Here is a 24,305-nt window from a genome sequence, read left to right as displayed (position 1 = left end):
GATGTACACTCGGACGGTCGTTCATCAAAATTGAGGACATGCGAGGCTTTGATGCGGCGATGGGCGTGCGTATCAAGGCCAGAAGTGGGGTGAAGCGTGGTCAAAGCCAGCGCGTCGAGAAGATCACCGGCTGGAAAGCCGACCATCCTCGCTCCTGATGATGATCCCTATCTGTGGTTGGAACAGGTAGAGGGCGCGCGGGCGCTGAAATTTGTCGAGCGGCAGAATGGCAAGACGCTGCAGGTGTTTGGCGGAGCGGCATTCGAGCGGGATCGGGACGCGCTGGCCTCGATTTACGATCGAGAGGACAACATCCCCTACATCAGCCGACGCGGCGGTTATCTCTACAATCTTTGGAAGGACGCCGACAATCCACGCGGCCTGTGGCGACGAACTACACTGGATGAATTTCGCACCCCGAACCCGTCATGGGAAGTTTTGCTCGACGTCGATCAGCTCGCGGTCAGCGAAGGCGAAGACTGGCTTCTGAACGCGACGGTCTCGCTGGCCGGGAATCATAGCAGGACGATTTTGAGCCTATCGCGCGGCGGCGCTGATGCCGCCACCTTGCGTGAGTTCGATTACGATGCGAAGACCTTTGTGCGCGATGGCTTCATCTTACCGGAAGCGAAGAGCGACGTTGAATGGCTCGATTCGGATACGCTGGTGATGACGAGCTCTCATGGGCAGGGCATGGCGACCACTTGCGGCTATGCGCGCACGGTACGGCTGTGGCGGCGCGGCACACGGACCGATCGAGCTCCGGTGATCTTTGAGGTTCCAGCCGATCATGTCATAGCCCTTTGCGGTGTCGACCACACCGTCGTCCCCGCACGGATGTGGTTCGTCGATCAGCTGGACACATTCAACTCCTTGTGGTGGGTTGGCGATGAAAAGGGCGCCACGACGAAGCTCGATCTTCCAGGCGACATCCGCCTGCAAGCCCATGGCGACTGGCTTGCGATCGGGCCGCGCAAATCCTGGTCTGTGGCGGGGCGGACCTATGCCGCGGATCAGGTGATCGTTATTTCGTTGGCAGATTTCCTAGCAGGCGACCGCAAGTTCGAGGTTTTGTTTGAACCGGGCTTGCGCCGCTGCCTGCAAGAGTTCTTCTGGACCGCCGGCAAGCTTGTGCTTTGCATTCTCGACGAGCTACGGCCCTCCTTCGAGATCTACACGCCCTCTGATCATGGGTGGCGCCGCACGCAACTGCACGGGCTTCCCGATATCGGGGTTGTCGACGTCGGGCCCATCGACAGCGAACCGTCCGAAAGCAATGGCGACCTGCTCGTCATCAGCCAGGATCCGCTCGCGCCAGCTTCGCTGATGCTGGTCGAGAATGGCATCGGCAGTCCGGCCGTGCTCAAGCGGGCGCCAATGACCTTTACCCCGGATGGGCTTGTGGTCACTCAACACGAGGCCATTTCGATCGATGGCGAGCGCATTGCCTATGTCCAAACCGGTCCGGCCGGCGAGAGCGGCGATGCGCCGGTCCATATGAGCGGCTATGGCGGCTTTGGGATTTCGATGAGGCCACACTACGACCCAGCGCTTGGCAAGCTTTGGCTGGAGCGGGGTGGCACCACGGTTCAGGCGAATTTACGGGGCGGCGGTGAATTCGGCACGCGCTGGCACGATGCCGGCCGGCTCGCCGGCAAGAAATTGTCGCATGACGACTTCGCGGCCGTCGCGGCCGATCTCGTGCGTCGCGGCGTGACGAAGCCGAAGCGGATCGCGGCCCAAGGCGGATCGAACGGCGGCATCCTCATCACCAATATGCTGACGCGCTATCCGGAACGCTTCGGCGCGCTGTTTTGTACGATCCCGCTGATCGACATGCGCCGCTATAGTAAGCTTCTGGCAGGAGCTAGCTGGATCGAAGAATATGGCGACCCCGACAAGCGCGCGGATTGGGAATGGCTCAAGACCTATTCGGCGTATCACGCCGCCAAAAGCGGACAAAAATATCCGCCGATCCTGATCGCCACTACGCGGCGAGACGATCTTGTTCATCCTGGACATGCGCGCAAGATGGCAGCGAAGCTCCAGGCGATGGGTTATGAAGCCTATTTCTACGAGCTGGCTGCGGACGGACATGGCTATGGCCGAGACAGCAAAGAACACGCCGGCTTCGAGGTCCTGGGCTTTCGATTCTTGAAGAGCAAGATCGGCTGGTCAGATGGCGAGGCTTAGGGGGCGCAGTCCCGTGTGATCGCAAAAATTCGAGGGTGATTGTTGGATGACGGCGATGTCAGGGCGCAGAGGAGCCATGAAGGTCGCGGCTGGGTCGACCAGAAGCAGCTGGACGCTCTTCGAATCCCCGCTTTCCTGTCAGCGGCCTGATGGCGTCAAACCCTCTTCTTGAACATTTTTCCAATCCCTATCTTGATGGCGCGCTGGACAACCAATCTGTGGCACGACCGAAGAATGCTCTCAGGGACCATTTCGCGGCTTCGCTGTCAGACAGTTGATGAGAGTGAGGCTCGCGACCCGCCGAATTGGAGCCGATGCCCGAGGATTTGTATTCGGCATAGTAGGCCGTTGTCAGCGTATTGGTCTTGCCGGGAGTCCATTCGCGCCACCCTTCGGCGATGACCGGCGCATCCATCTTCGTTGCCAGAAAGATCACTGCGGCATAGGAGCGCCAAGCGCGCCCAAGCGCAACATAACGCGCGGCAGGGTCGGCAGTCAGCCTGCAATGATCGAACACATAAGCGCTGTCCTCGTCCGGCGTGCCTTTGCTCTGCGCGGTATAGACGACCGCCTGGTTCGCGATGCCGTGCAACTCACAGTGCCGGAAATAGGCCTTGGCATTGCCAAATATGAAATCGACATGCCCCTCGATGTAGCAATCTGAGAAGTACTGTCGCGACATGCGGCCGTTCGGCCCCTTACCGGCGAACAGCGTGTCCTGGGCGCCGAGCAGGCGGACACGGGTGACAACGTCCCTGTCTCCGGTAACGGACAGCGCCACGGCCTGCGAAGCTGGATTGGCGGGGTTGAGAGCGTAGTCGTTTTGGATCGTTAGATTGTCGAGCCGGAAGTCATCACCCGAGGCATCCATCGTCGCAGAATGAGCGGTCCCGCCGACATTGATTGCGCCGTCGCCGTACACAACGACCGTATCATCCGGCCTCTTGCCGGTAGCTTTGAGATGAACACCGGATTTGACGACTTTGACCTTCTCGCGATAGATGCCAGGGGCGATCTGGATATCCCCGCCTTGCGCCGGTAATGCATCGATGGCCGCCTGCACGGAGTGGTAGGCCGTCTCATCAGCATGCGAGACAAAAAGCATCTGGGCATCAGCCGCCGAGATGCAGCAACATCCGGTCAAAATCGCAGCGGACAGCGCGATAATTCGCATTTGATCTCACTCTCTTCATACGACTCGCTGTACACTTGATGCGATCGATATGACCTACCGCACTGAAACAGCAGACGAAACTTGTCAACGCAATGACCATTCCCACCGGGAACTGGCGCGCGAATTCCAGAGCGGCCGCGCGCGACGAGGCTGTCGGAACGCTTTGCAAGGACGTGACACGCTATGAAACTACGCAGGCGTAACGTCAGTAAATCACAATCGCATCAAGGCGGAGCTCATCCGCCTAACGTTTGCACGGAGTTTTGTGGTCACTCATCACCAATTGTGGAAGGCCTTTGCACATCCTTTCCATCCGCCTGACAGCTGTTCTCCAGCCCGCCCGGGCAGCGGCGGTGACACGTCAGAATGATTCGCGGTCACGTTTGCATTTTCCAACTGCCAAGTCGCTGCATCGGAAAATCGAACATCCTCCAGCGTCACGTCAAGGGCATGCCTCTCATCTGCACCCCGCATCAGCAGCGCGCCGTTATCGCCACGCACATGGCGCAGAGCGATCTGGCGATAGACTGGAATTCTCGTGCCTTGTGCGCGTGGATCGTATTTTGTATCAAAGGCGATCGGCCATCGGTTGCCCCGCAGACACACGTTCTCATACGTCACTCGCTCCACGAGGCCACCTCGACTGACATCGCTCTTGATGCGCAGGCCAGACGTCGTGCCGTCCAGGGCCAGGTCGCGAACCAGGATGTCGCTGGCACCCGAGTTCACTTCGCTGCCGATCGACATCCCGTGTCCCCAGCCGAAATAATTATCGACGATGGAGATATGCCGGGTTGGGCCATTGTCGCCGGCTTTGATGGCCACATTATCGTCTCCGGTGCGGATAAAGCTGTGGGTGATGGTCACATCCTGGCTGGCGCCAGGGTCGATGCCGTCGGTGTTGCGGGCGTCGGCCGGTGCATCGATCGTGAGGCCCCAGAACGTGGCACCCTCGACCCGGTTCATCGCCACGTGGAAATTGGGCGCATTGCGCAACGTAACCCCATGGAACGTGATGTCCTGCGCATGGTCGATCTGGATCAAACGCGGGGCGTTCTGGTTGCCGCCCTCACCTTGCGCGCGGCGGGCCAGCTGCCACCAAGTCTCGGTGCTGCCGGCGATGGGTGCGCCACCCCGGCCATCGATGATGCCGTCGCCATAGATGCCGCCGCCGCGTGTTTTGGAAAAGCGGATGAACGGCCGGCAACCGTCGCCTTTGCCGGCGATGCGACCACACTGTCCCCGGCCCCTGTCATAAAGAGCTGGTTCAGGCATGGCGAACAGCGTGGCGCCGCGTCCAATCCATAACGTCACGCCTGACTTCATCTCCAGTGGACCCGACCGGAACTCACCACGCCCTAGATAGACCGCAGTGCCGCCGGGGCAATGGTCGATGGCGTCTTGCAGCCTGGCCGTATCGTTCGTGCCAGACGGCGCGGGGCGGTCGCAGACCGTATGGGGTGCCACAGGTTCGGCGACAACGCGGCGGTCTTGCGCTTTGGCGGCGGGACAAACGGCCATGGAGGCAACGATGGACAACAAAACCCATTCGCGAAAACGCTTTGTCATCGACCTCCTCGTGCTTTGCCGCGCGCATCCTTGCCGCATGCCTTGTCTGGAACTGAGCGTTGGCTGGATCGCCGCCGCTCGTCTCACTGGCCCGCTCAAGATGACATTTATAAGACGCACAGGCGTGGACCTTGTGAGCTCGCGGCAGCAGCGTGCCTGTGCGCGAATATGGCCCCGACGCGGTGCAGGTGGCTGACCGCTGACACCTGCTCAACAGTCTAAGTGAGGCCCTGCGCCACGCGGTCGGCCGCCATCGTCACAACGACACCGTCGCCGTGCAAATCATGGCGTCCGCGCGACGAACGAAGACCGGCGGTTCCACGCCGTCGCCTGGCCTTGCACAGTTGCGGGCGGATCGAGAGGCTGCGGGACTTGAGCGCTAAGATGAAATTTGTCGCCTACGCCAGCATGGTTGCCTGACATCCAGGATCGCCCAATTTGCTCGGCGCGTCGACAGGCGCACTGTTCGGCGCTGCCTGGCTGCTGGCGGCGAACCGGAGCATTCGCGTCCTCCCAGACCCTCACATCTTCTCGCGCCATCGAGGTATGGCTCGAAGCGCCGTGCGCCTCCGGCTACCAGGTGGGCCAGCAGCCTTGGCGGGAGCTTCGCCGCGCGATGGGCCGCTGGAGCTTGTTGCTTTTGACTGGAAGCGGGATTCCCAGAAGTGAGGATTTCCGATCCAAACTCCACGCTGCGGTATGGGGCCAGCATGGATGACGCGCCCCTATTCGGAAGATATTCGCGAACGAGCTTTGGCGCGGGCTGACGCGGACGAGACAGTTCGTTCGATTGCAGAGGAGCTACAGATCAGTCCCTCCGGTGTGACGAAGTGGAAGAATCTGGTGCGGGATCCCGGGGCTTATCGCCCGGCAAGATCGGCGGCCGCAAGAAGCGCGTTCTGCCGGATGCCAATGCCCACCGGCCGCGCAAGCGCATTCGCTCGGGGCTATTCACCTTGCGCAAGCTGACGCAGCAACCGGCCGCACGCGGCATCAAGACAAGCGTGCGGGCGGTGTGGATGTTTTTCACACCGAAGAGCTGAGCTTCAACAAAGCGATCCATCCCACCGAACAAGCGCGTCCCGACGTCGTCCGTACCCATCCGGTATCCCGGCTTGAGAGGGGTGCAAAGACCAACATCCTATCGGACAGGACACCTCAGTTCAGCAGGCTCCCCACTCCCGCGCGCGGGTTCGTTCAATCCCGGGCGAGATCATCGAATTCGGCAGCCGCCGTCTACGCCTGCGATGCATCGGCGCCAGATAGCGAAAATCTGCTTAAGCTTGGACCTTGGACCCCGAACGCGTTGCTATGCGTCAACGATCTGCCCAGCAATGAGGTCATCATTTCCCTTGATCCGCTCGGCCTCTCTTCAAACGCGTCGTGATCGACCGGTGCCCCCCATGGCATCCGCACGCGGACTGATGGGATCCGCCACAATTCGCGATTTACGTGGTCGCGCGTTGCGCACTGCGGCGCTTGCTACGGAGGTGCGCTGACGTGTGTCACAAAAGACCGCTGAACCATACTTATGCTGCAGCCTCTGCTCGAGCTCCGCCAACTCTGCTCTATACTTGGCTACATCCGATTGAGCACCAAGGAGCTGGACCTTGAGCTCGTCTCGTCGCCTCAATCCTTCTTCGAGCTCCCAACTGTCCTGCATCAGCTCTTGGGCCTTCTATGAGCGAACTCGGGCCGGTCTCTGGCGGTCAACTTTGAGAACATCGCGCAGCATCCCCCGGCGGCAGATCGCTGCACTTGGCCCAGCTCGACGTTTGCCAGACCGATCATGTGGAACTGGCTGCGGCAGGAATGTGGTGCGCAGCATCTCTTCGACTGCCAGCATTCGTCCCATACGGCCGATACAACAATCTCGTCTCGGTGCCCAACTCAAAGTCCTCGGAAGATGAGAAACCTCTCCACGGCGGCATGCCCCTTGGAGAGAGGCGGCCTGATCAAGCCGGGACTGATTTGGGGCGGCCTGACAAGCTTCATCTGAGTCCTCAGATCGCGTGCCGCGAGACCATCCTGCTCGCACTCGGATTACCCGCAAGCAACCGACGTGCCAACGGCACCTGCGAGTTCTCCAGAAGATGCGCTGCACCTCTCGCTGCGCTGTCTGGACAGATCCATTTACTGTCGCGCTTCCGACAATCAACGTCTTCAAACAGACACAGCCCAACACCGCAACACAGCCGCTCAATCGCGCGATCATTGAAGACGGTGATTTTTCCGATATCACTCTTGCCGCTCGGAATGCTCTTCCCGTGTTCGAGTAGCTCGATCTCGAGTGAAAACATCCCATCGATAGGCTTGATGCTCGATGATGCGCAAAAGTGGTGAGCGGTCGCCTTCAGCAAGGCAAAGCTCGGTTTGCTCGACCGTGGCAATCCGGGGTTAGCCTGATTTCATGAGGAAGAGCGGAGGCGCGGCAGTAGCGGGGCCCAGGGCTAGACCCGGTGGCGATCGGCGGGGAGATCATCGGCTGCGGGTCTCTGTAAGCCCTAACCGAGCACAGCATCAGCCGACAGCTTGCCTTCGGCGAAATCAGCTGCCGCCCTGGCGTGCAGCTTGGTTGAATCAAACACCGGCACTTCTGTATGCTCCGGGCCGATCAGAAGACCAATCTCCGTGCAGCCGAGGATGACTGCATCGGCGCCCCGCGCACGCCCGCGCGCGATGATGTCGACAAAGGCCTGGCGGGACTGGTCCGAAACGGCGCCGCAGCAAAGCTCGTCAAAAATGACATTGTGGATCCGGCTTCTGTCGTCCTCATCTGGTATGATGGGTGAAAGGCCGAACCGCTGCCGGAGGCGATCACAATAGAACGGCTGCTCCATCGTGTAGCGCGTCGCCAGCAACAGCGGCTGCTTGACCCTTGCCGCAATGAGGGCCGCCCCGGTCACATCAATAATGTGGATGAGCGGCACACCTATATCCGCCGCCACTGTGTCGGCAACCAGATGCATCGTATTGGTGCAAATGACTATACAGCCAGCACCAGCGTCGGCCAGCTGTCGGCCGATGCTCGCCAGATAAGTAGCGGCTTGCTCCCATTGTTCCGCTTTCTGCAGGACGACAATGTCCTCGAAATTTACCGAGCGTAGCAAGATGTCGGCGGAGGCCAGGCCACCGCGACGCTGGCGCACGATTTCATTGATTTCCTTGTAGTAGATGGCCGTGCTCTCCCAGCTCATCCCCCCGATGAGCCCGATCGTCTGCTGCACTTTGAGATCTCCATTTCAATTCCAGGCAACACAAGCTTAAAGCGCCCTCTGCGGCAACTCTCCGCGTTGTTCCACGCAATATCCTTGGCTAATGCAAATTAAACTTCAAATCTTTCCGACAGAAAACATTGCTCTTGCCCGACCGGAAAAGGAAATGCAGCGTTGCTGGATGATCGCGACCGAAAGATTTAGGCAAGCTGCAAGCGGATGCATCGGTTCCCTGTCGCCGAGCTCGCTGAGTCGGCCAATCTCTCGGTGTCCGCCTGCTGGCGGCGCATCAAGAACATGGAAGACAGCGGTCTGATCTCTCGGCGCGTAGCCCTGGTTGACCGGCGCAAGGCCAACGTGCCGATGACGGTGTTCGCGGGTGTGCGGACGTCGCGCCATTCGATGGCGTGGCTCGAAGATTTCCACCGCGCTATCGCCGATATCCCGGAAATCGTTGACGCCTATCGCCTAGCGGGCGAAATTGACTACCTTCTCCGCCTCGTAATCCCGAGTGTAGACGTTTATGACGCCGTTTATAAGAAGTTGATTGCTACGCATTGATGTTCAAGACCGGCGGATGCGCGGCATAGGTGATCGGGACGGCCTTGCGGATGAGGTCAGGTGAAGCATCAAACTCGAGGCACACGCCGGTATGGTTATTGGCATAGTGCCACGACATCCCCGGCGAATTGTTCAACTCCGTAAAGCAGCAAAGACCTATCGTGACGCGGTCGATGATCCTTTGCGACTCAATCAAGCTCCACTCGATCTCGGGCGGCTGGCATCCTTATGCTCGCCTTCCTTTTCCTCGAGTTCCTTGACCGCGTTTTTTGCGTGTTTTTCAGCGACACCTCTCAATCGTGCAGCAGCCAATGTTTCATCCTGGACCTCGCCCGAGAACCCAGAAGATGGCGAACCACGCAATCGGCGTGCTTTTCTCCATTCCATCGTCTGCGGGCCGGTAATCGTTGCAGCTTCGACCAACTGTCGGTTGGTGATCGAATGGCGGAGTTCGCGACTTGCCGGCGGTTGTGGGCTGCGGCGCGTTAGCATTTGGCAGGTACCTCGGTTTTGAAAGCATGCGAAGGCAGGCACCAAACCCCGATACTGAAGATGACAGCCCGCGGCCATACGGCCCGCAGCTGCGCATTAGAAGGCCGAACAGAGGGCAGTGCCCGACTACTTTGCAGCTCTTCTTCAAAACTGCGGGGCTTGGCGGAGGTCTATAAAGATGACGATGCAAGTTCGTCGTCGGTCATTTCGGGCGAATGAGGCGTGATGATCCAAATGCGAGAACGTTGAGATGCGTACGCTACGTACAGACCTTTTGGACTAATAGCCGCTCTGCCTGACATTGAGGTTAGCGCTTTGCTTGCGGTGTGGTATTGCGACTAAACTGATACAACCGATTCAAATTCATGATTCATTTTGTGCGGAATAATGCTACGAGCACTAAACCTTCCTATTGAGTCAATTCGGACTGTTGTAGCCATAGCTGAGATGGGCAGCTTAACAAGAGCCGCAACCAAGCTCGGGCTTAGTCAACCCGCTGTCACCGCTCAAGTTAAGCGATTGCAGGGACTAATCGGCGGGCAACTGTTCGTCAAAACCCCCAATGGCACGACCGTCACCGGCCTCGGCGAACTCGTCCTCCAGCAGGCACGCATCATACTCGAGGCCAACGATCAAGTGCTCAGGTTTGCTGGTCATGGCAACGCGACCGTTCATCGTGTTGGCCTCAGTAACCTCTTTGCTCAAAGGCTTTTGGAGCGCGCCGGAAAGGACGACTTTTCGGATCTCTTTATATGCGCCGATCGTTCCAGCAAGATCCGCAAGGGCTTAATTGAGGGCTACATAGACGTAGCTTACATTTTCGCTCCGGATGTCGATTCCGAACTTTCAAAGACTGTCGTTGAGCAACGGGCATTCTCGGCCACCTGGGTTCGCTCGCGCGAATTTGTTCTCAGTCCGGGCGCCCCTATTCCGATAGTGACCCTTCCGGACGACGATTGGATGATTGGTCAACTAAATCGGATGGGATCGGCTTACAGGGTTGTTCTTCACGCCTCTGACCACTCGGTGAGGTTGTCAGCTGTACGCCTTGGCATAGGTTTGACTGCACTGCCTTCGTTTTGCGTGCCTGATGATTTGATTCAATCCCCGGAGTACTACTTACCGCAACTGTCTGATCTCCGGGCTCTCATCTGTGCGAGGCCGGGACTGCGAAAGGAAGTTGCGACCAGGCTTGTACAAAGGGTCAGGGGAATGTTTGACGACAAACACCATCAAGCCGCTGTGCTCGCTCGGTAGAGAGCATGAATAAACGATGACGCGTCGATTGCGGACAGTGCCCGCTAAGCGCCAGGGTCCCGGCCCGGGGATCGACATCAGGTCGGAATTCGGGGTCCGCGCACAGTCTCGGTACGCAACGGACGATCTGTTGGAATCCAGATGATCGGGAGTGGCTTGCTCTGCTGTTAGCGATGCGGCAATTCACTACTCTTGTTGGCGCAGAAGACCTGACGCTCCTGAAGCCGTGAAGCTGACCTGAAAGACTTCGGCGCCAAGGCCGCAATGCTAAGCTGCTCGACAAGAAGGAGCTGTTGCAAAGGATCCGCATAGAGCCCGGCGAGCCGATCATTACTCATCTCGCGGCCGCGACGTCACTACGCGCTGCGCGTCTGATTTCGTTCAGCAAAATCCGGCTGACGACATTCATGTCGGGAAGTCGCAATCGAGCGCAAGTAGCTATTTGCCGGCTGGATTGAAAAGCGCAGCGTTTTGCCTCTGTTTGAGGGGAGATCCAGTACGATTGCTTGGCACGCCAGTTGCTGAGACATGTATGGCCCAGCTGCTCATATCTTTACGCACCCCCATGGGACAGCAAAGCCCCATCGTGGCAAACTAGCGCGCGTGGTCCCTCCGGCCGCCCGCGCGCTTTTCCGTAAGTGGTCCGTTGAGATTAAGTCATGACCCATGAACGGGCTTTGGAGAATGCCATAGAGGCGCTCAGGAAAGTCTCGAGGGAAGATCGCAACCAGCATCGCACTTGCCGCGCTTGCAAAGCTTGAGCGAGTAGGCTGACACGTTGGCTGCCTCCAAAACAGAAGCTCTTTTCCGTAACGCGGGGTGCGCTCGCCAAAACTACGCCCCAGCAATGTCAGGCCCCGGCGCTTCGCCATCCTCCGGATATCGAGCAGCACATCGAAGTGTTCGAAGAGCGCGAGATTACAACATATCACGAGGCTGGGCATGCGGTGATTGCTCGCGCACTCGACGTAGAGGTCGCGTGTGTTGTCATCATTTCTGTTATGGGTTGCATGGGACACGTGTGGCGGGGACCGCCAGTCCCGAGACAAATCTTGATCACGATGGCAGGACCGTCCGCGGAAGCTCGCTTCACCGGCCGAATGCTCTGTGCTGCCGATGACGAAGCCACCATCACCCGCGCAATGACGCAATTGCCCGCGCCACGCGAGCACTATGAGGCGAAAGCGAAGATGCTCGTCGCGGAAAGCTGGCGCGCTATCGAAATTGTCGCGGACTATTGATCGGAGCCGGGAGGCTATACGGCCGGATGCTTGATGTGGCTATCCACTGCGCTGTCCCGGCGTCCCCTAGGTGTTTAGTCCCAGGCTTTGATGGTGCATTCTTGTCGCGCGATCCGAAGGATGCGTTATGGGACAAGTTTTACACGGCTGCGCCACCACGACGGAGGGTACGCCTACGAGGAAGGCCGCCTTGTTTGACGGAGGCGAACGCTGCAGGTCCTAGGGGTAATCCTAGGAGAAGCGCTATGACGATTTCGAGGGCGGAGGTGATCACATCGGTCGAGCGGCGGCGCCGGTGGTCGCAGGATGAGAAGGAACGGCTTGTTACAGCGTCGCTCGAGCCCGGCACCAATGTTTCCGAGGTGGCTCGCGTGGCCGGGCTTCATGTGAGCCAGCTGTTCAGGTGGCGCAAGGAGCTTTGCAGGCACGGCGAAGCGAGCATAGCGCCGTTTGTTCCAGTCGAGATTGGGCCGTCTGCGCCACCGCGGGAGGCGGCCGAAGCGCCGTTGACGGCGACGGCGGTGCGTCGACGGAAGAGCCAAGGCATCATCGCGATTGATCTTGGTAGCGGGCACCGCATCCGGGTCGATGGCGATGTGGACGGAGACGCGCTACGTCGCGTTCTCGACGCTTTGGTCCGCCGATGATCCCGGTTCCGACTGGCGCGCGAGTGTGGCTCGCGACAGGCTACACGGACATGCGCCGAGGCTTTCCGTCGTTGGCGCCCCAAGTGCAGGAGGTGCTGCAGAAAGACCCGCTCAGCGGTCATTTGTTTGTCTTCCGCGGTCGCCGCAGCGATCTTGTGAAGCTGATCTGGCACGATGGCCAGGGAGCATGCCTTTTTACCAAAAGACTCGAGCGAGGAAGGTTCATCTGGCGATCGATTGGCGGTGAAACGGTGACGATCTCGCCGGCGCAGTTGAGCTATCTGTTGTCCGGAATCGATTGGCGCACCCCGCAAGAAACCCAGCGTCCGACGCGGGTCGGATAACCGTTTTGGGTTTGAATCTTCTGCTCGATCTGATTCAATGGCTTCATGACCTCGAAGCCGGACGATCTTCCTGCGGATCTTGCGAGCGCCTACATGGCGCTGCTGGCCGAGCGCAAGGCGTTGCAAGTTGAGCGCGATATCGCGGTCGCGGATGCCGCCAGCGCGCGGGCGGAGCTGTCGGACAACGAAGCGCTGATCGCACATCTCGAGCTGCGGATCGAGAAGCTCAAACGCGAACTGTACGGGCCGCGGTCCGAGCGCACGGCGCGACTGATCGAGCAATTGGAATTGGAGCTCGAAGAGCTCATCACCATGGCGAGTGAGGATGAGCTCGCCGCGCGTGCCGCGGCTGCAAAGGTACAAAACGTTCGGGCCTTCACGCGCAAGCGGCCGGTGCGCAAGCCTTGGCCGGACGACATCGAACGCGAGCGCGTCGTCATCGAGGCTCCGACGAGCTGTGCCTGCTGCGGTGGGGCGCGCCTGGCTAAGCTGGGCGAGGATGTGACCGAGACGTTGGAGGAGATCCTGCGCCGGTTCAAGCTGATAGGAGACGGTTCGAGAAAAGTTCACCTGCCGCGATTGCGAGAAAATCAGCCAGCCGCCCGCGCCGTTCCATGCCACACCGCGTGGCTTCATCGGTCCGCAACTGCTGGCGACAACCCTGTTCGACAAGTTCGGCATGCATATCCCGCTCAACCGTCAGAGCGTGCGCTTTAAGGCCGAGAGGATCGATCTGCCGCTGTCGACGCTGGCCGACCAGGTCGGCCACGGAACCTTCGCCGTTATGCCGCTGTTCCAGCTGATCGAGCACCATGTGCTCGCGGCCGAGCGCCTACATGGCGATGACACCACCATCCGCATCCTGGCGAAGGGCAAGTGCACGACTGGGCGGATCTGGACGTATGTGCGGGATGACCAGCCGTTCGCCGGGGCTGCGCCGCCGGCGGCGGTTTACTATGCTTCGGGCGACCGTCGCGGCGCGCATCCCCAGAAGCATCTGGCCGCCTTCAGGTATCCTGCAGGCGGACTGCTACAGCGGCTTCGAACCCCTGTTCGACCCGAAGAGGAAGGTGCTACCGATCACGCCGGCATTCTGCTTCGCCCATGCGCGGCGGGGCTTCTTCGAGTTGGCTGACATCGAGAAAACCGCCCGGGAAGGCCGCAAGGGCAAACCGGTCTCTCCGATCGCGCTGGAGGCGGTCAGACGCCTTGACGCGTTGTTCGAGATCGAGCGCGCCATCAACGGCCGCAGCGCCGACGAGCGGCGAGCCGTGCGCCAGCAGAGAAGCAAGCCGCTGCTCGACGACATGCACGCCTGGCTGCTCGGAGAGCGAGAAACCCTCTCGCGCTCCTCCTGAAGCCCATGAACTACATGCTCAGGCGCTGGGACGACTTCTCCCGCTTCCTCGACGACGGCAGGATCTGCCTGACTAACAATTGTGCTGAGCGCGCATTGAGAGGCATCGCCTTGGGAAGGCGCAACTGGACCTTCGCCGGCAGGCAGCATGGTGCCGACCGTGCTGCCATCATGCTGACGGCGATCACGACCTGTCGTCTCAACGACGTCGATCCCAAGGCCTGGCTCGCCGACGTCCTGGCCCGCATCGCCGATCTTCCCACTTCGCGCCTGCACGAACTGCTGCCCTGGGAATGGAAGCTTCTGCGCCAAACCCTCAAGACCCAGGATCAGCAAGCCGCCTGACCTTCACCCAACGCTATCTTGCAGATCGCCACGCCCGCGCGCATGCGTCAATCAGGCGGTCTTCGTCGTATGCGTGTATGCGTACCCCGCAGGCCTGGCTCGCCGATATCCTCGCCCGCATTGCCGCCCATCCGGCTCGTCGGCTGGACGAACTTCTGCCCTGGAATTGGACGCCGGCATCAGCACTCTCCGCTCGAGCGGCATGACCACGCACGTCAACAAGGTCCATCACGTCACCACCATCACCCACGTCGCGAAACACCTCGGCGAAGACGAAGATTGGCTGTGGGACATCGCCAACGAAATGGAGATCGAGGACGGCGTCATCTGGGTCTATGGCGTCGGAGAACACGGCATCCAAGCGTTCACCGACTTTGGAATTGAAAACCTCATCGAGCTGATCAGGTTCTACAAAGAGAACCCTGGACCGCTCAGGCGGTAACCCTGCGGCCTACGCCGAGTGGATACCTTCCCCAGACTTCGCTCGCCGGATGGCTGCGCCGGGCTGTGTTGCTGGGCGGCGGCCTGATTCCGGTCCTTCGTGCCCGAGACCCAGGCCGTCGGCGTTGCCGCTCCAGCCTGAGCTATCCGCCCACGGCGACATCAGCCCCTGAGTCGGATCTGCAGTGCCTGCCGATTGGCACCGACGTCCCTGAGATTCCGCAGGTCTGGCTCCCGTCCTTGCGCCAATCGCCTAACCAGCTCCCGCGTGCCGTCCACGACAAAGACGCCGCAATCATAAGTGTTCTGCTGCTGGGCCATGTCGGCTAGCTCCAGGGGGAGGTTCAGCCTTCTTGCGAGATGTGCTGCATCTCTGTTGTTGAGTCCGCCGTAGGAATCGTAGTGATAGGCGACCGGCCGCCCCCGGTCGCTGCGATCGACGAACAGCAGCGACCAATGGTTGCCGCGGCTATTAGGATCTTCAGGATTGCCATTAATCACGGGCAGGAACAGGAAGTCGGCTGTATCATTACCATTATCGTCATAGACGATGCGCTGGAACTCGGTTAGCACGACGCCATCGTCGTTAGAGCGCAGATAATTTAGGGCGATGAGGGGATTCACGAACCGCGTCCGGGCGGCGAGATCCGGATCGTTCCTCTGCAAATCCTGCTCCTGGAGCCCGTAATCCCTGTCGATATGCTGGTCGCCCAGCCATTCTGTGTCATCGAGCACCAGCCCGTGGCCGTGAGACGAGACTGTCGGATCTAAAGCCCCGATCTGAGCATTAGCGGAGGTGCTCGGAAACGGGCGTACAGAATCAGCATCGTCACGTGATTCGGACGGCGTGGGCGCAGTCAGATCGACCAATGGAAAACCGCGGTAGGCGTCTGAGCGAGCCCTGGCAGCCGGCGACGCCGCAAAGTGAGCATCGTCGCGCAACTCGGACGGCGTGGGCGCATCCAGATGCACCAATGACGCAAGATCGCCGTAGGTGTCTGAGCGAGCCCTGACAGCCGGCGACGCCGCAAAGTGAGCATCGTCGCGCAACTCGGACGGCGTGGGCGCATCCAGATGCACCAATGACGCAAGACCGCCGTAGATGTCTGACGGCTGAGCCGGCGCGTCTGATGGTTCGGTGAAGAGCGGCGGTCTGGCGGCAGCCCCACCCACCGGCGCTGACTGAGCATCATCTCGCATCTGCTGCGGTGTGTACGGCAGATCAACAAAAGAGTTGAGATCGCGGTAGATGTCTGACGACTGAGCTGGCGCGTCTGATGGTTCGGTGAAGAGCGGCGGTCTGGCGGCAGCCCCACCCACCGGCGCTGACTGAGCATCGTCTCGCATCTGCTGCGGTGTGTACGGCAGATCAACGAAAGAGTTGAGACCGCGGTAGATGTCTGACGACTGAGCTGGCACTTCTGATGGTTCGGTGAAGACCGACGGTCTGGCGGCAGCCCCACCCACCGCCGCTGACTGAGCATCGTCTCGCATCTGCTGCGGCGTGTACGGCAGATCAACGAAAGAGTTGAGACCGCGGTAGATGTCTGACGACTGAGCTGGCACTTCTGATGGTTCGGTGAAGACCGACGGTCTGGCGGCAGCCCCACCCACCGCCGCTGACTGAGCATCGTCTCGCATCTGCTGCGGCGTGTACGGCAGATCAACGAAAGAGTTGAGACCGCGGTAGATGTCTGACGACTGAGCTGGCGCGTCCGACGGTCGGGTCACGCGTGGCGGTTTGGCGGCAGCCCCACTCACCGGCGCCGACTGAGCATGGTCTCGCATCTGCTGCGGCGTGTACGGCAGATCAACGAAAGACTGAAGATCGCGGAAAATGTCTGGCGACTGAGCTGGCGCGTCCGATAGTCCGGTGAAGAGCGGCGGTCTGGCGGCAGCCCTACCCACCGGCGCTGACTGAGCATCGTCTCTCACTTCCTGCGAGGTGTACGGCAGATCAACGAAGGAGTCGAGACCTCGGTAGAACGCCGACGACCCATCTGGCACCGCTTCCGGCGGCGACCACGTTGATTTCGACTCGCCACGCCGCGGCTCCCCACCCGCCTGTTCAGGGCAGACGCCCAGCGCAGCATTCGCCTCGACGGGCCATAGGTAGTTCCGAAGCCGATCAAAGCCCATGTCCGCGTTTCGATTGGATTTTTTAAAGTCCTTGTAATCGTCGTCGAACGACTTTTGCTGCTCACTGGTGCCGGTGAGTCGGCTCACTAGGCTCCCGCGCCCCTCCCTTTGGAGCCAAGCGGCGAATCTTCGTTGGTTGCGGGCCAAATTTTGAACAACTTCTTTCCGGCTAGTCTCCTCGGGTTTGAGCATGCTCAGCTCTGCCTTTTCCAGGCCATCAATGATGCGGGCGTCATCGGGATAAAGATGCGACGCGGGCGGCGGGACAGCATAACCGCGGGGCTCCTGAGATGCACCCGCGCCGGAAACGTTTTCGGCATCGCGAACCTTGCTTAATGCGAACAATAGAAGTTCGTCGTTCGGGAACAACTTTTGAGCGAATTCGATGCGCGCAGCGTGGTCTAGCCCAGATATCGAGTAGCCCGCACGATTAAGCGAGTTAGAAAATCTGCGAAGACTACGATCATGACGAGCAGCACTGCCCGACGTCATGCCACTGGCATTAAGCCGCTCTGAGAGGGGCGCGTCTTCCGCTGAAGGGATCGTGCGCGGCCGTCCGCCAGAAGCTACATAGCTCGGATCATGATACGCACGAAGGACACCCAACCCTTTCTTCATGTCTTCGTTGTTCGGGAAGTAAGTCTTGACGTGACGAACCAGGGACTGGTGGTCACCCAGATCAATCGTTTTGCGATGAGCGCCAAGATCATTTCCAAGTCGGCGAAGCGCCTGCGTATAGCGCTTAACCGTCTTCAGTTGTGGGTTTTTCTGAGCGCCATATTGGGCAATCGCCTTGTCGATAATGTCCCGATGTTCTGCAGAGAGATGGGGATGGTAGTTGCGGCCGCTGCGGCCGCCACCGGAGACAGGACCCGGATCGGGCGGGCGCGCCTCGGCCAAGTGCTGCTCAAAGTCCTCTTGCTCGGCATGGCTCCCCTGGTCCCCTTCCAAGACGGCGTGCTGCACCTGGGACCAAGCTGTTGGATTGGATGGATCGGAATTGTACGGGTCCACGCTAGCCTCACGTCCAAGAAATCAATTGAGCTGATCCTATTATGGATAGGCTTTCCAGAAGCTGACGAGATCGTGGCTCGTGAGGCAATGCATCGCAACATCTGCAGAACGAAACGGCCCCGCGGCTTTCGATCGTCGCGGAGCTTCATGGGGTGTCAGGACCCGCCTTCCTCCCGGGCGTTGAAGTCTTGCGGCGGCATGGGAGCCGACGACTCGTCATTGCTCGGGTTGTGGGACGCGCCTAGTCATCGGGCGCGTCCTTAGCCACAAGGCACTGCGCGGTGCCCCAAACGATAGTCTCACGCTATCGCCCCAGGGAGACGCTCCGTTCGATAGCGAGCAACTAGTGCAAAACGGCATACCGGCGGCGCCGCAGGTGGACGCACGGGTGCCAAGCCACAGTTGATCCGGATCGTTCTCGCCAATCCACGACGAGCCTTCCGCGATTCGTTCTTCTTTCATTCGCTCTCTCATCGGCTATCCAAGAAGAGAGTAATCCTCGTGTCGCCGAGGGGCGCATTGCCTCACTAAAAATGTTACCGGACAACTTCCCAGTGTGCCTGGGGCGGAGCTGCCGGATCAGTTCGGTGGCGGCTGCGGCGGCGACGATCAGCATGCGCGCAAAGCGCGAGATCACATCAGCCCTGGCCGAGCGTCACCGGGTGGGCGGGCGGCGTGAGAAGGGACGACTCCTGGACGAGCTTTGCACCGCACGCGATCCGACCACAGTCGGTGGACGGGGCATCGGGATCGGCCGTGCCGCGGCGTCCAAGCCGGACCTATGGGGCTTCCATTCGCGCTGACTGATTGTGCTATGGGACGCCTCTGACCGGCTCTGCAGTAAACGGCTAGTCGCGAGCCGTTCTCGCTCCCGGCACTTGAACGCACGGCAGATTGAAGCTTTCTGCCGATGAGCGGTGGGCCGGTTCTGAAGGTGAGCGCGGTGACGACCGATCGCCTGCTGAGCGACGTAAAGATCGCAGCAGCCGGAGGACGCCGAGGGCGGGATCAACAAATGATTCAGCGTAGATGTCTTAACGACTCTGGCAGACTGCGCTGGCGCAGCAGCATCGTCGCGCAACTCCGACGGCGTTTGCGCATTCAGGTCAACCAAAGACTCAAAGAGCAGCGTAGGCGTCTGAGCGAGCTCTGGCAGGATCCGCCGGCCAAAGACGGAGGCAGTCCGTCGCGCAATACAAAATAGTCAAGAGAGCCTGAGAGCACTCGCCAGGGGCTACGGGATCAATCGGATGGGTAAGTCGCCGGGGGCGTCGCTCGATATGCGGTATGGCATAGCGATTGCACCGATGGAAACAAAAGCGCTCCGGAAGCCGAGCACGAGCGAGCCGGGGCCGGGCTATGGATCTATCCTGAGCTGTTACGCAACATGATCACAAGCGGGCAGAAGCATTTGCAGCCGGCCGATATCACGAATCTGCCGATCGGCCGCGTCTCGTTTGTCTGGTCACTACCAATCTTCCGCAGCAGCCTTGTTAGGAGGGGCCCGAAACAGAGCCCCGGCGCATCCGGCGCAGCTCCGAATGTATCCTGTTTCGTTAAGCGCCCTTTGTCGTGCCGTTTACCTCTGACAGATAGAAAGACAACCCGGAACCCACATCATGCTCGCGGAGTCGCGATATCACATGCGCGAATGCAACCACTCGAACAAGCACCGTCTGGACAATTGTGCTCGGCTTTGCCGTCGATCCATTGATGCGCTGGAGTTGGCCTGACGTAAGGCAATATCTTCGAAGCATGCCTCAGTTCGTTAACGCCTCTGGTGGACGAGCATTCGAGCATGGCACGGCGTACGTCACGGGAGGGATCCGCGCCGCAGCCCTGTGGCTGCCGCCTGGCGTGCAGCAAGACGACTCCGCGTTGGACGAAATAGTGGCACGGTCCCTGACTCCGGAGATCACCGGAGATATGGCGCTCCTGCGGCAGGAAATGGTCGAACATCATCCGCCCGAGCCGCACTGGTACCTGCCTCTCATCGCGGCCGATCCGAACTGGGTCGGACAAGGACTTGGCACATTACTGATGAAATCCGCTCTTCAACGATGCGATGAGCAGGGCATTACCGCCTATCTTGAAAGCTCAAATCCCGAGCACATTCCGTTTTATCGACGCCACGGCTTCAAGATCATTGTTAGAATACAACATGGTTCTTCGCCGCCGCTCACGCCAATGTTGCGAGCAGCCAAATAGAGCGACGTTAAAAGACGCTGTTCGCATGGAGCCACAAAGTTCGCCACCGTCACGAGGGCCACCTTTCAGCACTGCCTACGTGTTCGCCGCAGATTTCGGTCGCAGTCTTGGTTCGCCAGTAGGGCGACTTCTGCTCGCGGCGATGCTCCATGATGTCGGGAAAGCGACCATTCCGCTGACGTTGTTCGATAAGCCGGGTCGCCTAAGTGAGGAAGACCTCAGGCTGATCGAGATACATCTGGTCAACGACTTCGGAACACTCAGGAGGGCGCCGTCAAGTTAACAAATTGGAGCGGCCGGCGCTGCGAGGGCAAAGACGGGCTTTCACGTTGAACATCGCCAGCACAAAGCTCTCAACAATCGGCCGAGAAGTCTCATCAGCCGGCGCGGCGACGCGAGCGGATCATGAAGCGTTTCAAATCGTCCCATCAGGCTCAACGGTTTCTGTGAGTTCACGATCAGGTTGCGAACCGTTTCCATATCCCTATCCCGGAGCCGCCACTGCTGACTTCCGTCGTGCTTCGCGCGAGCGAGCCTTTGCGACTCGGCGCGAAATCTCCACGACAAGCGCAATCGCCGAATCTCGAACCTTTGAGAAGCGACTCCTTCAGCTCGGCGATCGATTAAGTTGACGATGCCCGACGGTCTCCTGTAGTCCAAGAGGCCACAGATGCTTGGACTTCAGTGCTGACCATGTTCGTCTCGTTCTTCCCCCGACCCAAGCTATTCTTTCTCTCGGCGATCGTTTGGACCGCACTGGCGATGCTGGTCTGGTATGGCTTCGCGAGCAATCTATTCGAAGCGCCGCAAAGGCCGGTCGGGTTGGCGACGTTCGCGTCGGCGCCGGCTCTCTGGTTCGACTTCTATTTCGCCGCGTGCGCCGCGATATTTGCGGCTAGCTGGATGTTGGTTGCGCCGCATCCTTGGGCGACGTGGTCGATTCTTGGCTCCGCGCTGATATTGTTCACCTCCTACTTTCAGGTCCAGGTCAGCGTCGCCATCAACAGCTGGTATGGGCCATTCTATGACCTTGTCCAGGCCGCGCTTTCGAAATCGGCGCCAGTGACGGTCCAGCAATTCTACAGCGAGTTGTGGACATTTGCCGGCATTGCTCTTGTTGCGGTCGTGGTCGGTGTGATGACGCGTTTCTTCGTCAGTCACTACATCTTCCGCTGGCGGACGGCGATGAACGATTTCTATGTTGCAAGCTGGCCGCGGCTGCGCGCAATCGAAGGCGCCTCGCAGCGCGTTCAGGAAGACACCATGCGCTTTGCGAGCACGACGGAAGGTCTCGGCGTCAACCTCATCAGTGCCGTGCTCACGCTCCTGGCTTTCCTGCCTGTTCTGGTGAGGTTATCCAGCAATGTCACAGAACTACCTCTGATCGGTTCCATTCCCTATCCGCTGGTGTTTGCAGCAGTGATCTGGTCGGTGCTCGGCACCGGCGTTCTCGCGTTGATCGGAATCCGCTTGCCGAGAATCGAGTTTTTCAACCAGCGGGTGGAAGCGGCCTATCGCAAGGAACTCGTGCTCGGCGAGGACGACCCCGCCCGCGCCGACCCGCCGGGATTGAGCGCGCTGTTTGGCGACATTCGCAGGAACTATTTCCGGCTTTATCTGAACTTCATGTACTTCAACGTGGGCCGCATCGTTTACCTGCAGACCGACGTCATTTTCCCCTATGTCTTGCTCGCACCCACGATCATTGCGGGCAAGATTACGCTTGGCGCGATGAACCAGATTTTGAATGCGTTCACGCAGGTCAGAACCTCGTTTCAGTATCTCATCAACTCATGGAGCACCATTGTCGAACTGATTTCGATTTATCGGCGGCTGCGGGGCTTTGAGGCCAAGCTCCATGGCGAGCCGCCGCACTCGATCGAGACGGAGACAGAGACGGAGCCATTGTCGTTGGGATGATACCTGCATTCCAAGCCCCTGCTCTGGATGTGACGACCCCGGAACAGGTCGCATTGCCTCGCCCTAATTGTTACCGGATGCTGAGCCGTTGCCTCACGTAAATTGCTCCCTTGGATCGGGAACGAGCGGGGGCGAAGATGGGGTGGCTAAGCATGGCAACGCGGAAAGAACTGACGGCAGCAGCAGGCGCGCGCTATCGGCGTTCGGATCGCGCAGCGTTCAAGAGAATCCCGGCGGGCGCGCAGCGTTATCGGATTCCGGATCATCCGCCGGCTCGTCGGCGACGTCGGTCTTCAGATTGTGCAGCATGTCACGGCAGTAACCCGCGACGAAGTCGGAAAGCTGCTTGTAGACGGGCGAGACCTTCAGCGCATTCAATTCGTCGACGACGGACGGGAGCGCATCGAGAACGGCTTGAGACAGGTCACCGACGCGGCGCCGCACTTGCGACGCGGAAAGTTTGTTCTCCTCAGCCATGCTGTTCCAATGCCGCGCGTGGATGTAGTGGCCACGGTTCTTGCCCGCGATCTTCATCGCCATGTTGCGCGTGACGTCCGGATAGATGTCTCCGTTCATGACGTCGTAGAGGGGTGCCATCGAGACGGCTCCGCCGGGCTGAAGGAGCAACGAGTAGTTCTTCGAGTGGGCGTCGACGTTTCCGCAGAGCACGTTGAATACGAAGAAGTCGAGGAAACGGGTCGCGTTGAACGCGCCGGCCTGCGTGTTCCTCAGGACGTCGAAGCAGTCCTTCAACGTCGGACCGCGCAACTTGGTCGCCGGATTGGACTCGTACTTCGTCGAAGGGATGTGGCCGGTCGCCTGGCAAAAGTCCTCCTGATGGATTCTCCGGATGCTTCGCCCGTGGGGTTCGCGGTCGTACCTCTTCACGAGGAGGTAATCGAGATCCTCGGCCTTGCCGATGGTGCACTCGGCGACGGGCAACTTCACCTTTGCCGCGAGACGAAGGCAGAAGGCTTCGTTCTCGACCGCGTTGTTGAGACGCTTGTTGGCCGGTTTGAGGATGTGCGTCGTAGGCGCGCCGTCGAGCGCGAGGCCGATGCCACCGTCCGGATATCGGACGACGGGAAGTTTGTCCTGCGCGCCTGCCAAGGACATGTGGATGCCCTCCTCGCCGACGAGAAGCGGCTTCTCCGGAAGACGGCGGATCGCCGCGGCGAGCTCTGCTTCCGTCAGGCGATGGTACCGCGGCCTGCGGCCCGGGCGCTGGTCGGCAGGACGGTACACCGCGAGCGCTCCGGGAAGGTCCTCTCCCAATTCTTCCAGGAGCGCGAAGACGTCCGCTTCCGCAATCTTGAGGATGGTACCTATGGTGGCAAGCGTTCGTCCTTCCGGCAGCAGATTCAGAAACCATCGGTACACGACGCCCGGATCGTGGATCTGTTGCGCCAACGGCATACGGGTGGAGACGGCGAACGCCTGCGGATCCGCCATCCACGCGTTATCGTACACGAACTCGATGTCTTGGATCTCTTCCGAGCGACGGCGCAGCAGTCCGACGAGCTCGTCGCCGAAGCGGACTTGGAGGGTTTCGCCAGCGGCGCCGAATTTCTTCGTGTTCATCACGGATGGAATTGCTCTGGGTCGAAGGGCTCGGCATCGTCGGCCGTCGGCCGTGCCGTCGGCGCCGGATGCATTTGGGCAGTCAGCGTTATGCCGAGCGCACCGAGCAGCCGAAGGACGAGGCCTACTTGACTGGTTTCCTTGCCATTTTCGATATCGACGATGAACCGCACGCCGACGTTCGCCGCAAGCGCTAGGTCCTGTTGCCGTAGCCCAAGCGACGTGCGTCGGTTCCGAATGGTCTCGCCGAGCTCCGATGTCGTCGTGATAGCCATATCCATTTTCCCGAGCGGGAATATTTAATAAAACAGACTAGCGTTTTCAAGAAAAATTTCCCGAGCGGGAATATTCGAGCTTGGAACTAGTCTAGCTCGCGAAGAGTTAAATTTCCCGAGCGGTAAATCCACTTGCCATCGGGACCGATAAGCGAGCCTATTTTTTTCCGATCGGGAAACTATAAAGAGGAAGGGCGTCCGTTTCTCGAAAATCTGCTCGCCAGGAGCCGGTAAATGCGAGGAGCTGGCCCGCGCCTTCGACGTCGTCTGCGCCGCCCCGTAGACGGCGCCGAAGATGTCGCATGCGGTCGATGGTACCTGTCCCGAGCGCG

General features: G+C 59.8%; 22 protein-coding genes and 3 pseudogenes. 16 read left to right on the top strand and 9 right to left on the bottom strand.

The window, feature by feature from the left end; genetic code table 11:
- The first annotated feature begins 96 nt into the window (after positions 1–96).
- On the top strand, positions 97–2,193 hold the full coding sequence (locus tag AAFG13_RS37935; RefSeq protein WP_342710092.1) for a prolyl oligopeptidase family serine peptidase: 2,097 nt from the start codon (positions 97–99) through the stop codon (positions 2,191–2,193).
- A 187-nt stretch (positions 2,194–2,380) separates the two neighbouring features.
- On the opposite strand, the gene AAFG13_RS37930 is transcribed toward AAFG13_RS37935, so the two are convergent.
- From AAFG13_RS37930 to AAFG13_RS37915, 4 genes are all read right to left on the bottom strand, one after another.
- On the bottom strand, positions 2,381–3,367 hold the full coding sequence (locus tag AAFG13_RS37930) for a pectinesterase family protein (protein ID WP_342710091.1): 987 nt from the start codon (positions 3,365–3,367) through the stop codon (positions 2,381–2,383).
- 276 nt (positions 3,368–3,643) lie between these two features.
- A complete protein-coding gene (locus AAFG13_RS37925) occupies positions 3,644–4,936 on the bottom strand; it encodes a glycosyl hydrolase family 28 protein (protein WP_342710090.1) in 1,293 nt (430 codons plus the stop codon).
- A 2,003-nt stretch (positions 4,937–6,939) separates the two neighbouring features.
- The gene (locus AAFG13_RS37920; protein ID WP_342710089.1) at positions 6,940–7,296 is read right to left on the bottom strand and encodes a hypothetical protein; all 357 of its coding nucleotides are present in this window, start codon (positions 7,294–7,296) and stop codon (positions 6,940–6,942) included.
- Between the two features lie 144 nt (positions 7,297–7,440).
- Positions 7,441–8,163 (bottom strand): aspartate/glutamate racemase family protein, encoded by a 723-nt coding sequence (locus AAFG13_RS37915; protein ID WP_342710088.1) that lies wholly within the window; start codon positions 8,161–8,163, stop codon positions 7,441–7,443.
- 207 nt (positions 8,164–8,370) lie between these two features.
- On the opposite strand from AAFG13_RS37915, the gene AAFG13_RS37910 reads away from it, so the two are divergent.
- Positions 8,371–8,712, top strand: coding sequence for an Lrp/AsnC family transcriptional regulator (locus AAFG13_RS37910; protein ID WP_342710087.1), 342 nt, complete (start codon positions 8,371–8,373; stop codon positions 8,710–8,712).
- On the opposite strand, the gene AAFG13_RS37905 is transcribed toward AAFG13_RS37910, so the two are convergent.
- Positions 8,702–8,908 (bottom strand): DUF2971 domain-containing protein, encoded by a 207-nt coding sequence (locus AAFG13_RS37905; RefSeq protein WP_342710086.1) that lies wholly within the window; start codon positions 8,906–8,908, stop codon positions 8,702–8,704. The two genes, AAFG13_RS37910 and AAFG13_RS37905, sit on opposite strands and share 11 nt — an antisense overlap.
- Entirely contained in the window at positions 8,905–9,204 is a 300-nt protein-coding gene (locus tag AAFG13_RS37900) for a hypothetical protein (protein WP_342710085.1), read from the bottom strand. The genes AAFG13_RS37905 and AAFG13_RS37900 overlap by 4 nt, the downstream gene beginning before the upstream one ends.
- Positions 9,205–9,591: 387 nt before the next feature.
- Here AAFG13_RS37900 and AAFG13_RS37895 point away from each other — a divergent pair, with 387 nt between their 5' ends.
- The 11 genes and pseudogenes from AAFG13_RS37895 to AAFG13_RS37845 all read left to right on the top strand — a co-directional run bounded on the left by AAFG13_RS37895 (position 9,592) and on the right by AAFG13_RS37845 (position 14,837).
- Complete coding sequence (locus AAFG13_RS37895; protein ID WP_342710084.1) at positions 9,592–10,461, top strand: LysR family transcriptional regulator; 870 nt, start codon at positions 9,592–9,594, stop codon at positions 10,459–10,461.
- An 899-nt stretch (positions 10,462–11,360) separates the two neighbouring features.
- Positions 11,361–11,702, top strand: a complete 342-nt coding sequence (locus tag AAFG13_RS37890; RefSeq protein ID WP_342710083.1) for a hypothetical protein — start codon at positions 11,361–11,363, stop codon at positions 11,700–11,702.
- A 245-nt stretch (positions 11,703–11,947) separates the two neighbouring features.
- The gene (locus AAFG13_RS37885; protein ID WP_342710082.1) at positions 11,948–12,349 is read left to right on the top strand and encodes a transposase; all 402 of its coding nucleotides are present in this window, start codon (positions 11,948–11,950) and stop codon (positions 12,347–12,349) included.
- A complete protein-coding gene (gene tnpB, locus AAFG13_RS37880) occupies positions 12,346–12,693 on the top strand; it encodes an IS66 family insertion sequence element accessory protein TnpB (RefSeq protein ID WP_342710081.1) in 348 nt (115 codons plus the stop codon). Before AAFG13_RS37885 ends, tnpB begins: the two co-directional genes overlap by 4 nt.
- 45 nt (positions 12,694–12,738) lie before the next feature.
- Positions 12,739–13,410, top strand: a complete 672-nt coding sequence (locus AAFG13_RS37875) for a hypothetical protein (RefSeq protein ID WP_342710080.1) — start codon at positions 12,739–12,741, stop codon at positions 13,408–13,410.
- On the top strand, positions 13,373–13,828 hold the full coding sequence (locus tag AAFG13_RS37870; protein ID WP_342710079.1) for a transposase: 456 nt from the start codon (positions 13,373–13,375) through the stop codon (positions 13,826–13,828). Before AAFG13_RS37875 ends, AAFG13_RS37870 begins: the two co-directional genes overlap by 38 nt.
- The gene (locus AAFG13_RS37865) at positions 13,710–14,051 is read left to right on the top strand and encodes a transposase (RefSeq protein ID WP_342713492.1); all 342 of its coding nucleotides are present in this window, start codon (positions 13,710–13,712) and stop codon (positions 14,049–14,051) included. The genes AAFG13_RS37870 and AAFG13_RS37865 overlap by 119 nt, the downstream gene beginning before the upstream one ends.
- Positions 13,982–14,149 (top strand): annotated as a pseudogene (locus AAFG13_RS37860) (transposase); the annotation flags it as partial. The gene AAFG13_RS37865 and the pseudogene AAFG13_RS37860, both read left to right, overlap by 70 nt.
- Positions 14,150–14,221: 72 nt before the next feature.
- Entirely contained in the window at positions 14,222–14,395 is a 174-nt protein-coding gene (locus tag AAFG13_RS37855) for a transposase domain-containing protein (RefSeq protein ID WP_342713491.1), read from the top strand.
- A gap of 86 nt (positions 14,396–14,481) precedes the next feature.
- Positions 14,482–14,601 (top strand): annotated as a pseudogene (locus AAFG13_RS37850) (transposase domain-containing protein); the annotation flags it as partial.
- Complete coding sequence (locus AAFG13_RS37845) at positions 14,598–14,837, top strand: hypothetical protein (RefSeq protein ID WP_342710078.1); 240 nt, start codon at positions 14,598–14,600, stop codon at positions 14,835–14,837. The pseudogene AAFG13_RS37850 and the gene AAFG13_RS37845, both read left to right, overlap by 4 nt.
- A gap of 161 nt (positions 14,838–14,998) precedes the next feature.
- On the opposite strand, the gene AAFG13_RS37840 is transcribed toward AAFG13_RS37845, so the two are convergent.
- A complete protein-coding gene (locus AAFG13_RS37840; protein ID WP_342710077.1) occupies positions 14,999–17,989 on the bottom strand; it encodes a Ulp1 family isopeptidase in 2,991 nt (996 codons plus the stop codon).
- A 1,713-nt stretch (positions 17,990–19,702) separates the two neighbouring features.
- Between AAFG13_RS37840 and AAFG13_RS37835 the strand changes: the two genes are divergently transcribed.
- From AAFG13_RS37835 to sbmA, 3 genes and pseudogenes are all read left to right on the top strand, one after another.
- Positions 19,703–20,197, top strand: a complete 495-nt coding sequence (locus AAFG13_RS37835) for a GNAT family N-acetyltransferase (RefSeq protein WP_342713490.1) — start codon at positions 19,703–19,705, stop codon at positions 20,195–20,197.
- Between the two features lie 328 nt (positions 20,198–20,525).
- Positions 20,526–20,824: pseudogene (locus AAFG13_RS37830) on the top strand (DDE-type integrase/transposase/recombinase); the annotation flags it as partial.
- A gap of 66 nt (positions 20,825–20,890) precedes the next feature.
- Positions 20,891–22,117, top strand: coding sequence for a peptide antibiotic transporter SbmA (sbmA, locus tag AAFG13_RS37825; protein WP_342713489.1), 1,227 nt, complete (start codon positions 20,891–20,893; stop codon positions 22,115–22,117).
- Positions 22,118–22,336: 219 nt separating this feature from the next.
- Here the strand turns inward: sbmA and AAFG13_RS37820 are convergent, their stop codons facing one another.
- Both AAFG13_RS37820 and AAFG13_RS37815 read right to left on the bottom strand, forming a co-directional pair.
- Entirely contained in the window at positions 22,337–23,698 is a 1,362-nt protein-coding gene (locus tag AAFG13_RS37820) for a type II toxin-antitoxin system HipA family toxin (RefSeq protein WP_342710076.1), read from the bottom strand.
- On the bottom strand, positions 23,698–23,973 hold the full coding sequence (locus AAFG13_RS37815; RefSeq protein ID WP_342710075.1) for a helix-turn-helix transcriptional regulator: 276 nt from the start codon (positions 23,971–23,973) through the stop codon (positions 23,698–23,700). Before AAFG13_RS37815 ends, AAFG13_RS37820 begins: the two co-directional genes overlap by 1 nt.
- Positions 23,974–24,305: the final 332 nt, after the last annotated feature.

The organism is Bradyrhizobium sp. B124 (assembly GCF_038967635.1).
GTDB lineage: Bacteria > Pseudomonadota > Alphaproteobacteria > Rhizobiales > Xanthobacteraceae > Bradyrhizobium.
Note: the sequence above shows the minus strand (reverse complement) of the source record. Positions and strands in the feature narration are given on the sequence as shown.

Excerpts from the sequence above, each read along its gene's own strand:
- AAFG13_RS37930 (WP_342710091.1), bottom strand. The coding sequence starts at position 3,367 with ATGCGAATTATCGCGCTGTCCGCTGCGATTTTGACCGGATGTTGCTGC.
- AAFG13_RS37925 (WP_342710090.1), bottom strand. The coding sequence starts at position 4,936 with ATGACAAAGCGTTTTCGCGAATGGGTTTTGTTGTCCATCGTTGCCTCC.
- AAFG13_RS37910 (WP_342710087.1), top strand. The coding sequence starts at position 8,371 with ATGCATCGGTTCCCTGTCGCCGAGCTCGCTGAGTCGGCCAATCTCTCG.
- AAFG13_RS37900 (WP_342710085.1), bottom strand. The coding sequence starts at position 9,204 with ATGCTAACGCGCCGCAGCCCACAACCGCCGGCAAGTCGCGAACTCCGC.
- AAFG13_RS37895 (WP_342710084.1), top strand. The coding sequence starts at position 9,592 with ATGCTACGAGCACTAAACCTTCCTATTGAGTCAATTCGGACTGTTGTA.
- AAFG13_RS37885 (WP_342710082.1), top strand. The coding sequence starts at position 11,948 with ATGACGATTTCGAGGGCGGAGGTGATCACATCGGTCGAGCGGCGGCGC.
- tnpB (WP_342710081.1), top strand. The coding sequence starts at position 12,346 with ATGATCCCGGTTCCGACTGGCGCGCGAGTGTGGCTCGCGACAGGCTAC.
- AAFG13_RS37875 (WP_342710080.1), top strand. The coding sequence starts at position 12,739 with ATGACCTCGAAGCCGGACGATCTTCCTGCGGATCTTGCGAGCGCCTAC.
- AAFG13_RS37870 (WP_342710079.1), top strand. The coding sequence starts at position 13,373 with ATGCATATCCCGCTCAACCGTCAGAGCGTGCGCTTTAAGGCCGAGAGG.
- AAFG13_RS37855 (WP_342713491.1), top strand. The coding sequence starts at position 14,222 with ATGCTGACGGCGATCACGACCTGTCGTCTCAACGACGTCGATCCCAAG.
- AAFG13_RS37845 (WP_342710078.1), top strand. The coding sequence starts at position 14,598 with ATGACCACGCACGTCAACAAGGTCCATCACGTCACCACCATCACCCAC.
- AAFG13_RS37835 (WP_342713490.1), top strand. The coding sequence starts at position 19,703 with ATGCGCTGGAGTTGGCCTGACGTAAGGCAATATCTTCGAAGCATGCCT.
- sbmA (WP_342713489.1), top strand. The coding sequence starts at position 20,891 with ATGTTCGTCTCGTTCTTCCCCCGACCCAAGCTATTCTTTCTCTCGGCG.
- AAFG13_RS37820 (WP_342710076.1), bottom strand. The coding sequence starts at position 23,698 with ATGAACACGAAGAAATTCGGCGCCGCTGGCGAAACCCTCCAAGTCCGC.
- AAFG13_RS37815 (WP_342710075.1), bottom strand. The coding sequence starts at position 23,973 with ATGGCTATCACGACGACATCGGAGCTCGGCGAGACCATTCGGAACCGA.